At 72.1% G+C, this 12,492-nt stretch carries 17 protein-coding genes and 1 tRNA gene; 7 read left to right on the top strand and 11 right to left on the bottom strand.

Annotation, left to right across the window (positions count from 1 at the left end; genetic code table 11):
* Together C1I92_RS27745 and C1I92_RS27750 are read left to right on the top strand one after the other, a co-directional pair.
* On the top strand, positions 1-495 hold a 495-nt coding region (locus C1I92_RS27745; protein ID WP_111257878.1), incomplete at its 5' end, for a YbhB/YbcL family Raf kinase inhibitor-like protein.
* A gap of 1 nt (position 496) precedes the next feature.
* The gene (locus C1I92_RS27750) at positions 497-1,411 is read left to right on the top strand and encodes a class I SAM-dependent methyltransferase (protein WP_111257879.1); all 915 of its coding nucleotides are present in this window, start codon (positions 497-499) and stop codon (positions 1,409-1,411) included.
* On the opposite strand, the gene C1I92_RS33525 is transcribed toward C1I92_RS27750, so the two are convergent.
* The gene (locus tag C1I92_RS33525; protein ID WP_146605310.1) at positions 1,396-2,115 is read right to left on the bottom strand and encodes an NUDIX hydrolase; all 720 of its coding nucleotides are present in this window, start codon (positions 2,113-2,115) and stop codon (positions 1,396-1,398) included. The two genes, C1I92_RS27750 and C1I92_RS33525, sit on opposite strands and share 16 nt — an antisense overlap.
* A gap of 40 nt (positions 2,116-2,155) precedes the next feature.
* On the opposite strand from C1I92_RS33525, the gene C1I92_RS27760 reads away from it, so the two are divergent.
* The gene (locus C1I92_RS27760; protein WP_111257910.1) at positions 2,156-2,698 is read left to right on the top strand and encodes a YbaK/EbsC family protein; all 543 of its coding nucleotides are present in this window, start codon (positions 2,156-2,158) and stop codon (positions 2,696-2,698) included.
* 31 nt (positions 2,699-2,729) lie between these two features.
* Positions 2,730-2,803 (top strand) — tRNA-Arg (locus C1I92_RS27765).
* An 88-nt stretch (positions 2,804-2,891) separates the two neighbouring features.
* Here the strand turns inward: C1I92_RS27765 and C1I92_RS27770 are convergent.
* From C1I92_RS27770 to C1I92_RS27800, 7 genes are all read right to left on the bottom strand, one after another.
* Entirely contained in the window at positions 2,892-3,494 is a 603-nt protein-coding gene (locus C1I92_RS27770; RefSeq protein ID WP_146605311.1) for a hypothetical protein, read from the bottom strand.
* 145 nt (positions 3,495-3,639) lie between these two features.
* Entirely contained in the window at positions 3,640-5,040 is a 1,401-nt protein-coding gene (locus C1I92_RS27775; protein ID WP_199521661.1) for a hypothetical protein, read from the bottom strand.
* A 73-nt stretch (positions 5,041-5,113) separates the two neighbouring features.
* A complete protein-coding gene (locus tag C1I92_RS27780; protein WP_111257881.1) occupies positions 5,114-5,308 on the bottom strand; it encodes a helix-turn-helix transcriptional regulator in 195 nt (64 codons plus the stop codon).
* Positions 5,305-5,721, bottom strand: a complete 417-nt coding sequence (locus C1I92_RS27785) for a hypothetical protein (protein ID WP_111257882.1) — start codon at positions 5,719-5,721, stop codon at positions 5,305-5,307. The genes C1I92_RS27780 and C1I92_RS27785 overlap by 4 nt, the downstream gene beginning before the upstream one ends.
* 178 nt (positions 5,722-5,899) lie before the next feature.
* Positions 5,900-6,727 (bottom strand): sugar nucleotide-binding protein, encoded by an 828-nt coding sequence (locus C1I92_RS27790; protein ID WP_111257883.1) that lies wholly within the window; start codon positions 6,725-6,727, stop codon positions 5,900-5,902.
* Positions 6,724-7,062: a hypothetical protein gene (locus C1I92_RS27795; RefSeq protein WP_146605312.1), complete on the bottom strand. Its 339-nt coding sequence runs from the start codon at positions 7,060-7,062 to the stop codon at positions 6,724-6,726. The genes C1I92_RS27790 and C1I92_RS27795 overlap by 4 nt, the downstream gene beginning before the upstream one ends.
* On the bottom strand, positions 7,059-7,418 hold the full coding sequence (locus tag C1I92_RS27800; RefSeq protein ID WP_111257885.1) for a hypothetical protein: 360 nt from the start codon (positions 7,416-7,418) through the stop codon (positions 7,059-7,061). The genes C1I92_RS27795 and C1I92_RS27800 overlap by 4 nt, the downstream gene beginning before the upstream one ends.
* 168 nt (positions 7,419-7,586) lie before the next feature.
* Between C1I92_RS27800 and C1I92_RS27805 the strand changes: the two genes are divergently transcribed.
* A complete protein-coding gene (locus C1I92_RS27805) occupies positions 7,587-8,120 on the top strand; it encodes a class I SAM-dependent methyltransferase (RefSeq protein ID WP_111257886.1) in 534 nt (177 codons plus the stop codon).
* On the opposite strand, the gene C1I92_RS27810 is transcribed toward C1I92_RS27805, so the two are convergent.
* From C1I92_RS27810 to aztD, 3 genes are all read right to left on the bottom strand, one after another.
* Positions 8,117-8,962: a phosphatidylinositol-specific phospholipase C/glycerophosphodiester phosphodiesterase family protein gene (locus tag C1I92_RS27810; protein ID WP_111257887.1), complete on the bottom strand. Its 846-nt coding sequence runs from the start codon at positions 8,960-8,962 to the stop codon at positions 8,117-8,119. The two genes, C1I92_RS27805 and C1I92_RS27810, sit on opposite strands and share 4 nt — an antisense overlap.
* Before the next feature lie 82 nt (positions 8,963-9,044).
* Positions 9,045-9,689, bottom strand: a complete 645-nt coding sequence (locus C1I92_RS27815; RefSeq protein ID WP_111257888.1) for an FxLYD domain-containing protein — start codon at positions 9,687-9,689, stop codon at positions 9,045-9,047.
* Positions 9,690-9,701: 12 nt separating this feature from the next.
* Positions 9,702-10,934 (bottom strand): zinc metallochaperone AztD, encoded by a 1,233-nt coding sequence (gene aztD, locus C1I92_RS27820; RefSeq protein ID WP_111257889.1) that lies wholly within the window; start codon positions 10,932-10,934, stop codon positions 9,702-9,704.
* A gap of 126 nt (positions 10,935-11,060) precedes the next feature.
* On the opposite strand from aztD, the gene C1I92_RS33530 reads away from it, so the two are divergent.
* Together C1I92_RS33530 and orn are read left to right on the top strand one after the other, a co-directional pair.
* Positions 11,061-11,837, top strand: a complete 777-nt coding sequence (locus C1I92_RS33530) for a hypothetical protein (protein ID WP_146605313.1) — start codon at positions 11,061-11,063, stop codon at positions 11,835-11,837.
* Positions 11,838-11,877: 40 nt separating this feature from the next.
* On the top strand, positions 11,878-12,480 hold the full coding sequence (gene orn / locus C1I92_RS27835; protein ID WP_111257892.1) for an oligoribonuclease: 603 nt from the start codon (positions 11,878-11,880) through the stop codon (positions 12,478-12,480).
* The last annotated feature ends 12 nt before the right edge of the window (positions 12,481-12,492 follow it).

Raw genomic sequence — 12,492 nt, forward strand, 5'->3', positions numbered from 1 at the left:
GACCCCTACACCCTGCTCCCGGTCGTCGCTTCCATGACGCTGACCAGCGACGACGTCCGTGACGGCGAACAACTGGCGACCGACTTCATCGCCGCAGCGGCCGGCGGGGCGAATCTCTCCCCGCAGTTGTCGTGGTCCGGCGCGCCGGACGGAACCCGCAGTTACGCCGTCACCTGCTTCGACCCCGACGCGCCGACGCCGAGCGGCTTCTGGCACTGGGTCGTCGTCGACATTCCCGCGACGACGACGTCGCTGCCGCGCGGCGCATCGCTACCGTACCCGTCGTTCTCGGTGAAGAACGATGCGGGTACTACCGAGTACTTCGGCGCCGCGCCGCCGCAGGGCGACGTCCCGCACCGCTATTTCTTCGTCGTGCACGCGGTCGACGTCGAGTCGCTCGGGGTCGACGCCGAGGCCTCGCCCGCCGTCGTCTCGTTCAACCTCGCCTTCCACACGCTGGCCCGCGGCCAGGTGGTGCCCGTCTACTCGCACTGAGATGATTCATCAGCACCCGCTCGCCTACCTGCTCGGCCTCGAGGGTGTCGCGCTGCTGCGCGCGTTCGCCGGCCGGCACGACGAGGAGTTCGTCGCGGCCCGGCTGGCCGAGATCCGGTCGCTGCTCGACCGGGCCGACGAGCTGGGCCCGGGCGGGCCGGCCGCCGAGCTGACGGCGGCCGAGGCGTACGAGTCGTGGGCGCCCGCGTACGACCGGCCGGGAAACCAGCTGCTCGACATCGAGGGGCCGATCGTCCGGTCGCTGCTGGACGAGCTGCCCACCGGCGTCGCGGTGGACGCGGCCTGCGGGACCGGCCGGCACGCGTCGTACCTGGCTGAACGCGGGTTCTCCGTCGTCGGCGTGGACGTCTCGCCGGAGATGCTCGCGGTCGCGCGTTCGAAGGTTCCGGCGGGTGCGTTCGTCCAGGGCGACCTGGCCGCGCTGCCGCTGCCCGACGACGGGGCAGACCTGGTGGTCTGCGCGCTGGCGCTGTCGCACGTCCCCGACCTGAAACCGGTGTTCGCGGAGTTCGCGCGCGTGCTGCGGCCGGGCGGGTCGTTGGTGGTGTCGGACCCGCGGGGCCGGCTGGGCGACGTCGGCCTGCCGATCGTGGTCACCGGGCCGGACGGTCGGCCCGGTTACCTGGCCAACCGCAGCCGGCCGGCCAGCGAGTACCTGGCGGTCGCGCTGCCGCTCGGATTCGAGGTGCGACACTGCGAGGAGCCGCTGCGCCCGTCGCCGTTCGTCGGTCCCGACGGCGTGCCGCCCGGCGCTCCGGGCGCGGCGCCGCCGCCGGCCCCGCGCGGAACGCCGCCGAACATCTGGTCGCTGCACCCGCTGATCCCCGACGCCGCCAACGCCGCGTACGAGGGCAGCCCGATGGCGATCGTGTGGCGGTTTCAGCTGACGTCGTAGTCGAGGCGAACCGTCCACCGGACGGTGTCGTCGCCGGTGGGCTCGACGCTGCTGGTCGCCGCCGTCGCTCGTCCGACCGTGACGTCCTGCCGGTGCTGGTCGCGGAACGCGGCCCGGACGGCCTCGGCCGGGTCGGCGCCGTGCTCGAGCAGGCCGCCGGCGACGGCGCCGTCCGGCGTCCGTCCGTAGGCCGCGACGCGGTGCTCGACGGTGACGCCGTCGGGTGCTGGCGGGTTCGGCTCGCGGGGCGCGACCGGGACGCCGTCGCCGTCGTCGTACATCGCCAGGCCCACCTTGACCAGCGAGACCGCGTCCTGCCCGGCCAGCTCGTCGCGGGACAGCCAGGCGGCGAGGTCGCTGGTGCCGCCCACCTCGTGCGTGAGCTCGCCGCCGGTGACGTGGCCGCGGTAGACGATGCGCACCGCGTGCACGTCGACGCCGTCGTAGCCGTCGGGCACGTGCCGGTCGCTGCAGAAGTGCTCGACGTCGACGCCGAGGAGCGCGTCGAGCTCGCCGGTGTAGCCGGTCTCCTCGAACAGCTCGCGCAGGGCGCCCTGCTGCGGGTCCTCGACCGGGTCCAGGCCGCCGCCGGCCAGCGACCACTGCGGGCCGTCGTAGCCGATCCAGCGGGACAGCAGGATGCGCCCGTCGTCGTCCTCGCAGATGACGTAGGCGGCGACGCGCAGGCGTGCGAAGAGGGCCACGAAGACGTGACCGTAGCATCGAGGGGTGACAACTCCGACGATCGGCCGGCTGGCGACGGAGCCGGCCCTGTCCCGCCCGGATCTGCTGGCCGGGCCGGTGAAGTCAGCCCTGGAGGGCTCGCCCGCCGCGGCGTCCGTCTACGTCGCGGCGATCGACCCGACGCTCGCCGACACCGCCGAGTTCTGCCGCGCTTATGACGTCTCACTGGACGAGTCGGCGAACTGCGTCGTCGTGGCCGGCAAGCGCGAGGGCGCCTCGTACGTGGCTGCCTGCATGGTGCTCGCCACCGCCCGCGCCGACGTCAACGGCGTCGTGCGGCGGCTGCTCGGCGTCCGCAAGGCGTCCTTCCTGCCGATGGCCGCCGCCGTCGAGTCGACCGGCATGGAGTACGGCGGCATCACCCCGCTCGGCCTGCCCGCCGACTGGCCGATCCTGGTCGACCCGGCCGTCGCCGCGCTACCCTTCGCGGTGGTCGGCAGCGGGGTGCGCGGGTCCAAGCTGACGCTCCCCGGCTCGGTGCTGGCCGGCTGGCCGGGGGCGCAGGTGGTCGACGGTCTCGGGCGGCCCGTGCGGCAAGGCTGATCTTTCGGCCACAATGTCCCTGTCCGCGATTGCGCCTGTAGCTCAGCTGGATAGAGCGGGAGCCTTCTAAGCTCTTGGTCGGGGGTTCGAGTCCCTCCAGGCGCGCCCAGCTCACACCACATCTCGATCATGGACACCTCCCTCCCGGTCGGCGGTTGGCGGCGTCCAGGTCGTCGGGAAGCAAGAGTATGAACTAACCCGAAGCGGACACCCAGGTCGTTCGTTCCCAGACATCTTGCTTTCCGATCCATGCGAGGTAGTCGGGGTAGCTTCGAATACCGTCGTCCAGCACCGCCCGGTAGAGCCAGTGTCCATGCGCTCGACTCCCGGCCTCTATCGCCTGCTCCTTGATGGCGAGGATGGTGTCGCGTTTTTCGTCGTCAAGCGCTGCACGAATCGACGGAATCATCGATGCTGCGCCCGTCCTGCGCCGACGCTCCGCGAAGAACCACATGTCGACAGTCCAGGTACGAGCAGGTGCCAGCTCGTAATAGACCTTCCAATAGAGACCGTCCTCCCGCTTGTCACGGGAATCTCGATACCGGATTTCGCGGACCTTCGGAAGCCCCGCCAAGGCGCTGGCGACTACGAATCCTTCACCCGCAGCCGGAGCAGCACTGTAGATCTCAAGATCAATGTCCGCTCGTACCACCAGGTCAAGTGCGACGGATCCGACAACCACGGGATCGCCGAACTGCCTCCACCGATCAAGCAGATCGAGTGCTTGAAGCACACTCTGGGCCTCCATCAGACGGGCATCCGCTCTGGCCCTGCGCTCCGGCCTACGATCGTCCACGCTGTCCTCCGTTGATCCGACGCGCCGAGAGGGAGGTCCGCGCCGCGTCCGAAACCATCGGCCAGGATCTCCTCGACCCGTTCCGAGACGTCCAACCGGCCGGCGTGGATCGACCCGACCCACGATGGGGGCCCGCCCCCAAGGTTCACTCCACGGCGGCCACCGGGACATCGTCCTGGGGCTTGGGCTCGGCCGCGACGACCTCCTCGGCGCCGTCCTGGGAGGACAGCGCCGTCGAGACCAGGGCGGGCGGCACCTCGGGCCGCTGATCCGTGGGCTCGGGCTCCGGGCGCAGCCGTGGCGGCGCGGCGGACCAGGCCTTCAGGTGCTGGACGACCTCGCCGTAGAAGGTGTCGACCGCGGCGAGCACGGAGTCGATGAACGTCCCGCGACCACGGCCACGCTTGCCACCCATCGGCAGGACCTGGGCGACCCGGAACGACCGGAGCTCCTTGGCCGGATCGGAGACCAGCACACCCGGGTCCTCGCGGACCGCGGAGAGCAGCTCGGCCGCACCGGCGCCGCGCCCGTGCATGACGTAGGCCTCGACGCGGAGGTCCGCCGGAGCGCTCTTGAGCTGCCGCACCAGCCAGTTGACCCGCGTCGTCTGCCGCCCTTCCCTGGGCGCGTCGACGTCCACGTGGCAGGTGATGCGGCCGGCCCGCAGGTCCGCCGTCACCACCAGTTCGCCGACGGTGTCGGGGATGCGGATGGCGCCGGTGAGCGTCGCGTGCTCAGCCAGGTTCTCGATCAGCCACTGCGTGCGCAGCGAGGGCTCGGCCAGCTCCTTCCGCGACAACACTGGTGTCACCTCGGTGCCGAGCTGACGGCCGAGGCGGAGGCTGGCGAACCGCAGCAGCGCGTCGAAGCGGCTGGCGACCTCGCTGACCCCCTTGTCCGTCGGCCGAAGGGTTCCCGCCGCGATCGCGTTGCGCGTCCCGACCCAGCTCTCGCCCATGTCGTCGAACTCGAGGGCGCCGGAACGCGGGTGCTCGAGATAGCGGATCAGCTCACCGAGGATCCAGGCCTGGTCGGGGTCGGCGATGCCACGGAACTCCTTCTGCATCACCGCCTCGGTCAGCACATTCGTCCACGAGAGGTGGTGCATCGCCACCTTGCGCAGCTTGCGCTTGTCGACCTTGGTCGGGTGCTGCCCTGAGCTGGCGGGGATCTCGTTCGAGATGGTCAGGACGGCGTCGAAGCCCTGCTCGCGAGCGATGTCGAGGTAGTTCTCCAGCTGCTCGGGCACCAGCTCGTTGCTGCCCGTCTTGACCTCGACCAGAGCGGTCCACGACCTCTGGCCGCGGCTGACCCGCACCAGGCCGTCCGGGAACAGCTTCCGCTCGCCCAGGACGAACGGCACCTCGATGTAGGTCTCGACGTTCCCGGCCGGCGCGCCGAACGGCTTGGTCAGCGCTCGCCCGAACTCACGGACGGCCGTCATCACGGCCAGCAGCGCCGACGTCGCTCGGCGCTCCTGCTCCTCGGCGCCGTTGATGCCCGATGTCGGGATCAGCCGCGCCTCGTGCCACGTCTCTTCCGTCATGTCCACCCGCCCCCTTCGTCGAACTCCCCCTGTGGTGCGGGAGGGTAGCGATGGGGTCGGACAGTTCCGCCGGTCATGGTTCGTCGGTGAAGATGTCCTCGATCGTGAGGTCGAAGAGTCTGGCGAGGCGGAAGGCGACCGGCAGGCTGGGGTCGAACTTGCCGGTCTCGATCGCGTTGATGGACTGCCGCGACACGCCGATGCGCTGCGCCAGGTCGGCCTGGGTCCAGGTGCGCTCGGCCCGCAGCTGCGCGACCCGATTCCTCATCGGTACCTGATCCAGCCGACGGCGAAGGCGACGACGTAGACGACGCCCAGGAGGGTGGGGAACAGGGCGAGGTTGACGTCGTCGGCGACGAGGCCGGCGTTGTCGGCGACGACGTAGGCGAAGCCGCCGACCCAGCCCACGCCGAGGGTCACGGCCAGCGCGTCCTGCATGATCTTGCGCTGGAGGTCGTCGAGCGCTCGGAGGAAGCGCGCGAAGGCGATGATCCAGGCGATGCCGACGACCACGTTGACCCCGACCGCGGCCCAGCTCGCCGCCGGCCGCTCGTCCCAGATCAGCTCGGGACCGAACCTGGCAGCGGCAAGGCTCGCCGCCCAGGCGAGCGTCCACAGCGCCAGCCGAGCGGTCGCCCGGTTCGACTCCCGGTAGCTCCCGATCTCATCGCGTGCTTCCACGAGGCCGCCTCCTCCCATCGTCGGTGAAGTCAAGTGAACTCGACTCATCGATGCAATGTCAAGCACACTTGACTCCGACGGAGGCGATCATGGCCGGCTACAAGGCGCAGAACTCGTCCAGGCCACCGCCGCGGCGAAGGGCACCAACCTCGTCTTCATCTGGCAGCTGCCGGACTGATCATCGGGCCGGCGAGAGGAACTCCCGCGCACCGCGCAGCCGGGTGCGCAGCACCGCCTGTGTCGCCGTGCAGTCCAGGCGGACGTCGAGCGGGCCGGGCGGGCCGGACGCCGCGCGGGTACCCGTCGGCAACGAGGCGCCGTCGAGGCCGTCGCGGGCGGCGATCAGCAGCCCCAGCTCGTGCCGGCTGACGGCGTCCGGGCCGGCGACGTGGTGGGTGCCGGTGCGGCCGGACGCCGCGAGCTCCAGCAGGGCGGCCGCCAGGTCGGCGACGTGCACGGGGCAGCGGACGTCGTCGGTGAAGAGGACGCCGTCGCGGCGGCCGGCGGCGAGGTCGTGGACGAAGACTTCCTGAGGCGAGTCGCCGTCGCCGATGATGAGGGACGTCCGGGCGATGACGGCGTCAGGGGCGATCGCCACGACCGCCGTCTCCGCTGCCGCCTTCGCCGCCCCGTAGGCGTTGACCGGATCCGGGACGCACGTCTCGTCGTAGTGGACGGCGGCGCCGGAGAAGACCGCGTCGCTGGAGACGTGGACGAGGCGCGCGCCGGCCGCCGCGGTCGCGAGCGCCACGTACGCGGCGCCGTCGGCGGTCGTGACCCAGTCGGACTGCACGTAGGCCGCGTTCACCACGACGTCGGGCCGCACGGCAGCGACGACGTCGGCGACCTCCGAGCGGCGGCGGACGTCGAGCCGCGTCCACTTCGCGGCAGCGGAAGCACCGGGCCGCGTCAGGTACGTCGCCGTGACGCCGTCGCCCGCGGCCAGCGACCGGCGCACCAGCTCACCGCCCAGGAACCCGCTGCCCCCGATGACGAGGAGCCTCACGGCTGCCCGGGACCCACGGTGGCGTCCGCCCGCCGGCCGAGCGCGGTCGCCGTGGCGAAGCAGGCCACGGCGCCGGCGAGGGCGCCGTACATGGCCGCCTTGGCGGCGTCGGGGACGTAGCGATAGACGGAGCCGTCGGCGTACTCGCAGGTGAAGTCCAGCGGTAGGAGGTCGCGGCGAGCCGAGACCACGTCCGCGGAGCGCTCCTCGCAGAACGTCTCGTTGCCCATGACGCCCCAGGCGTAGCCGACGTAGATCCACAGCGACGCGACCAGGAGGATCGGGACCGCGGCCCACAGATAGTCGCGCACCGAGCCCAGCCGCCGTCGCCTCACCTCAGCAGCGTCCACAGCAGCACCCCCAGCGCGATCCAGAAGACCGCCACCATACCGAGCGCCAACGCAAGGCCGCCCATCGTCGTCAGCCGGCGATCGGCGGCGCGAGGACGGATCGGGCCGCCGCCCGCCACTGCGGGAGCGGCCGGACCCGCACTACCACCGGAGACCGGCGCCGTCAGCACCCATAGTTGCGCCACCTCGGCCGGGCCGACGGCGGCCACCCAGCGCAGCGTCCCGTCGGACGCGGGCAGGATCAGGTCGACGACCGGATCACCGGCATCGTCGTGGGACGAGACGACGTAGCCGGCGCCGAACGGCGACCAGGCAAACGGGCCGGAACGTGGTGCGGACACGATCCCTCCCGGGCGCGCGGCAACCTGCCGGGAGGTCCCCGTCCCCCGAACGGTCCCCGCTGTGCCGGAGTCGAACAACGAAGGCAACCGGGAACTACTCGCGCGCACCGTACCGCGAATCGACCACGTTGACACCGGCTGTCAGCGATCATTGCGAGACTCTCATCCATGAGCGAACGGACGCCCGCCCACATCGCGCGGCTGGTCCCCCACCTCGGCCTGACGGGCACCGAGCGGATCCTGGAGCTGGGCGCCGCGCCCGGCGTCGCCGTCGCGGAGATCGGACCGATGCTCACCGGCGACGGCCACATCACGGCGCTGGACCGTTCCGCCACCGGCGTCCGCCGCATCCGCGAACGCAACGAGGACCTCATCGACGCGGGACGGCTCACCGTCGTCGAGCAGGATCTGACGACGCTGAGCGGCGACCCGGGGAGCCGCTTCGACCTGATCTTCGCGTCGAACGTCAACGTCTTCTGGACGCACCCGGCCAAGGCCAACGTCGACGCGCTGGCGGCGCTGCTGGCGCCGGGCGGCCGGCTGCTGCTGTTCTACGGCTACGGGCCGGACGACGGCGCCGGCAGCGGCCGCGACACCGGCGCCCTCGTCGCCGCCACCCTGCGAAACAGCGCCGCGCTGACCGCCGTCACGGTCGACGGCGGCAGCGCGACGCTGCAGGTCAGTGCCCGGAAAAAGACCTAGCGCGCGGACAGGAACGCGTTCAGCCCGGCCAGGTCGTCGGTGTTGAGGTGGTCGACGCCGGCGGCGAGCAGCTCGGTCCAGATCGCGTCGCGGGCCGGGCCGGGGACGTCCGGCGTCGCCCAGAACCGGACCCGGTAGCCCGCGGCGTGCGCCGTCGCGACGATCTGCCGCAGCTTGGCCCGCTCCGCCTCGGGGATCGGCCCGACGCCGCGCCAGGTGAAGTGGTTGCCCCAGTTGTCGCTGATCAGCGGCATGAAACTGGGCCGCAGCCCGCTGGTGAGGTCGCCGAGCCGGCCGTCGTACCCGGCGAAGCGCAGCCGCTGGCTCAGCATCGTCGCGCGCGGCCGGTCGCCGCTGATGACGGCGGTGACGGCGCCGGGCTGGACGCGGTCGCCGAGGAACCGCGTCATCATCTCCTGATACCGGCGCAGCACCGCGTCGACCTCCGCGTACGTCGCCTCGCCGGTGTTCTTGATGTCGATGAGCAGCTGCAGCGAGCCGTCCCACCCGGGGTAGACGGAGCCGTCGTTGGCGTGGACGATCTCGCGCAACGGGTCCAGGTACAGCGACTGCAGCGTCCGCCCGGGCTGCACCTCCCAGGCGTCGTGGGCGACCAGCAGTTCGCCGTCGACCAGCCATACGTCGGCCTCGACGCTGGTGAAGCCGTTGTCGAGCGCGTCGAGGAGCGGGCGCTCGTGCTCGTAGTCGTTGTGGGCGTGGGCCGGATCGTGCGGGACGGTGACGGCGTGCGCGGCGGCCGTGACGGCGACACCGAGGGCCGCGGCCAGCGGGACCGCCACGACGGCGCGGACGATACGACGGAAACGGGACCGATCGCTCATGACCGCTACGGTCAGGGCGGTTGACTACCAGTCAATGTCCGATTCGCGACCGCCGGACGACGACTGCGCGAACGGTTGCGGGTCAGGTCTCGTTCGTGTCGGTGTTGACGGCGAACTCGACGGCGTCCCAGTCGCCGTAGTCGTCGAAGCCGATGAACTGGGCCTCGACGGAGTCGCCGGCGGCCAGTGCGCTGGCCGACGTCGTCAGCGTGGAGACCTGTTCGCCCTGGTAGAGGACGGTCGCGGTCCAGGAGACGAACTCGACCGTTGCGTCGCCGTCGTTCGTCACCGTCGCCCGGACCTCGAAGTCGCCGGCGAAGTCGCGCAGCACCTGCACGTCGGTGAAGGTGAAGCTGCCGACGGTGAACTCGCCCTCGAACGGGGTCGGCTCGGACTCCTGCGGCTCCTCCGGCGTCTCCGTCGCCCGCTGCTCCAGCTCGGCGCGGGCCTCGTCGAGCCGCCGCTTGAGGTCGTCGCGCTGCTGCTCGACCGCCTCGAGACGCTCGCGCAACTCGTCCAGTTCGTCGCTGTCGCCGGTCGGCTCCGGCGTCTGCTGCGCAGCGGGCTCGGAGTCGTCGTCGAGGTTCATCCCGACGGCGACGCCGGCGCCCCCGCCCGCGAGCAGCGCGATCACCGCGACCACCGGCCACACCCACCGCCGCCGGCGCGGCTCGGCGGCCGGCGGCGGGGGCGGTGGCGGAGCCGGCGGCAGGGGCTGGAAGCTCATAAGCTCCGGATGTTACCCCTTGGCGCCGGTCAGCTCGTTGGGAACCTGGGGCAGCGAACCCGACGCCGTGACGGCGCCCGAGACGAGGTCGACGGCGTGCAGTTCGCGGGCCGCGGGGTCGGTGACATAGGCCGTGTCGCCCTCCACGACGAGGGCCGGCCGCGGCTGCTGCCATTCCACCGGCTCAGACCACGGCTCGATCACCGGGATAGTCGTCGTGACCTGCGCCGTCGCCGGGTCGATGACATGGATCGCGCCGTCGGTGCCGAGCACCAGCGCCTCGCCGGCCGGGCCGCGGCCGAGCGAGCGGAACGTGTAGCTGACGCCGAGATCGACCAGCCGGAGCGTGTTCGTCGCCGTGTCGATCAGCGACACCCGCTCGGGCCGCTCCAGCTCGGCGTCCGGGTCCACCTTGTAGTCGCCGAGGACGACGGCGGAGTCCTCGGAGCCGGCCTGGTTGCCGATGCGGCCGTACGGGTCCGGGCTGGCGATCTTCGTGAACGCGCCGTCGCGGTAGACCAGCACGCCGTTCTCGCACCCGACGACGATCGTCTCGTCGTCGGCGACCGCCTCGCCATGCACGCCGGGGCAGTCCTCGTTGCGGGCGATCTCGGCCCGGTCGGCGTCGAGGACCTTGGCGCCGGTGCGGGTGGTCTCGTCGCCGAGCGTGACCAGCAGCTCGTCGTTGGCCAGCTGGACGGCGACGCCGTGGTGCGGCTGGTCGGCCATGACGACCTCGGTCTCCGGCGCGCCGTCGGCCAGCTCGTCGGCCGCGAACAGCTCGATCCGGCCGGAGCCGTCGCTGAACAGGACGGTCGTGCCGGCGTGCCGGACGACGTGGCCGGGATGGTCGGCCTCGAACGCGGTGTCGGTGAGCGCGGGGTCGTCGGTGTAGTGGTGCTGGTGGTCGCCGTGCTCCTCGCTCCAGGCGCCGGTGTCGAGGACGCGGAACGCCTCGCCCGCCGAGACCAGCACGTGCCGCCCGTCGCCGGCGGCGTTGACGCGCGTGAACCCGTCCACCTCGAACGTCGCAACGACCTCGAGCGACTCGCCGTCGATCACCATGACGCCGCCGTCGTACGTCGCGACCAGCCGCGACTGTGCCGCGTCGACCTCCTGCGCCCCGTCGTTCGCGGGGGTCGAGGTGCTCCGGCTCGACGGTGAGTCGTCGGCGCCGCAGGCGGTGAGGAGGACGGCGGACAGGGCCAGCGTTGCGGTCGCGGTGGCGATGCGTGGTGTGGTCATGGCTCACCAGTCTATTTGAGAACGGTTCTCGACCTCAAATTCGTAGTCGGGTGGGCGGCGGAACGATCGCGGACTAGGCTCAGCGGCAATCCGAATCCGTCCGTTCCACGCTGCGAGGAGTTTCTGGTGGCGAAGCGCCGTCAAGCAGGCCGGCGGGCGACCGGACGGCCGGACGGCGACGAGCCCGACGTGGAGGTCGTGGACGAGGCGGCACCGCCGCCCGCGGCGCCTCGGCCGTCGGCAGCAGCCGGGCCGGCGGCAGCAGCCGAGCCGGTGGCCGCGGCCGGGCCGGCGGCCGAGCGGGCCGCAGCCGCGGGCCGGGCGGCGCAACGGTTCGCGGCCGGCCGGCGCGCAGCCAGGCCCACCGAACCGGGCCGGCTGGACGAGGACGCCCCGGCGGCCTCCACGACGCAGCACACCTGGACGGCGTTCTCCGTCACCGAGCCGGGGCCGCGCCGGGCCGCTCGCTCGGCCGGACGCGCCGCGTCGCCGATCCCGCCGTCCGCGCCGCCGACGACCCCGGCCACGCCGCCGCACCGACCGACCGGCCGCACCACCCCGGCCACCGCACCGCCGACCCCGCCGGCACCGTCGGCGTCCTCCGACCTGGCGACCCCGGAGCCGGCGCCGGTCCCGCGCCGCCAGTTGCCGGTGGTCATCCCGTCGGTGATGGAACTGGCCGTCTACGGGACGCTCGCGACCGCCGTCGCCGTCGCCGTGATGGTCGCGAACGACCGGGCGCTGTGGCAGGCCGCAGCCCTGGTCGTCGCGGCGGCGATCCTGATCGGCCTGGTGGCGTTCGTCGCGCGCCGGGCGCAACCCGAGGACCTCGCCGGCGAGCCCGGCGAGCCGGCCGAACCGGGCCCGCAGCGCTCCGGTGCGCGGCGGCGACGACGTCACTAGGCGAGGTGCCAATAGGGTGGGCGACGTGACGAACGATCGAATGGTGTGGATCGACTGCGAGATGACCGGCCTCGACCTGCAGCGCGACGCGCTCGTCGAGGTGGCCGTGCTCGTGACCGACGCCGAGCTGAACGTCCTGGGCGACGGCGTCGACGTGGTCATCCGCCCGCCCGACGACGCGCTGGAGCAGATGAACGACGTCGTGCGGCAGATGCACACGACCAGCGGCCTGCTCGCCGAGCTGTCCGGCGGCGTCACCATGGACGAGGCGAACGCGCTGGTCATGGCGTACATCAAGGAGCACGTGCCGGAGCCGTCGAAGGCCCAGCTGGCGGGCAACACCGTCCACATGGACCGGCTGTTCCTGGCCCGCGACCTGCCCGAGGTCGAGGGCTGGCTGCACTACCGCAACATCGACGTGTCGTCGATCAAGGAGCTGGCGCGCCGCTGGTACCCGCGCGTCTACTTCGCCAGCCCGGCGAAGACCGGCAACCACCGCGCGCTCGGCGACATCAAGGACTCGATCAACGAGCTCCGGTACTACCGCCGGACGGTGTTCGTCCCGCTGCCCGGCCCGGAGACCGTCACCGCACGGGCCGCCGCGGTCGCCGTCCTCAAGGAGGCACGGACGCCGCCGGAGTAACCCGTTCTCGAC

Source organism: Jiangella anatolica, assembly GCF_003236295.1.
Taxonomy (GTDB): domain Bacteria; phylum Actinomycetota; class Actinomycetes; order Jiangellales; family Jiangellaceae; genus Jiangella; species Jiangella anatolica.

Bases quoted from the DNA above. Each gene is read 5' to 3' on its own strand.
- C1I92_RS27750 (WP_111257879.1), top strand. From the start codon at position 497: ATGATTCATCAGCACCCGCTCGCCTACCTGCTCGGCCTCGAGGGTGTC.
- C1I92_RS27775 (WP_199521661.1), bottom strand. From the start codon at position 5,040: ATGACGGAAGAGACGTGGCACGAGGCGCGGCTGATCCCGACATCGGGC.
- C1I92_RS27780 (WP_111257881.1), bottom strand. From the start codon at position 5,308: ATGAGGAATCGGGTCGCGCAGCTGCGGGCCGAGCGCACCTGGACCCAG.
- C1I92_RS27805 (WP_111257886.1), top strand. From the start codon at position 7,587: ATGAGCGAACGGACGCCCGCCCACATCGCGCGGCTGGTCCCCCACCTC.
- C1I92_RS27810 (WP_111257887.1), bottom strand. From the start codon at position 8,962: ATGAGCGATCGGTCCCGTTTCCGTCGTATCGTCCGCGCCGTCGTGGCG.
- C1I92_RS27815 (WP_111257888.1), bottom strand. From the start codon at position 9,689: ATGAGCTTCCAGCCCCTGCCGCCGGCTCCGCCACCGCCCCCGCCGCCG.
- aztD (WP_111257889.1), bottom strand. From the start codon at position 10,934: ATGACCACACCACGCATCGCCACCGCGACCGCAACGCTGGCCCTGTCC.
- orn (WP_111257892.1), top strand. From the start codon at position 11,878: ATGGTGTGGATCGACTGCGAGATGACCGGCCTCGACCTGCAGCGCGAC.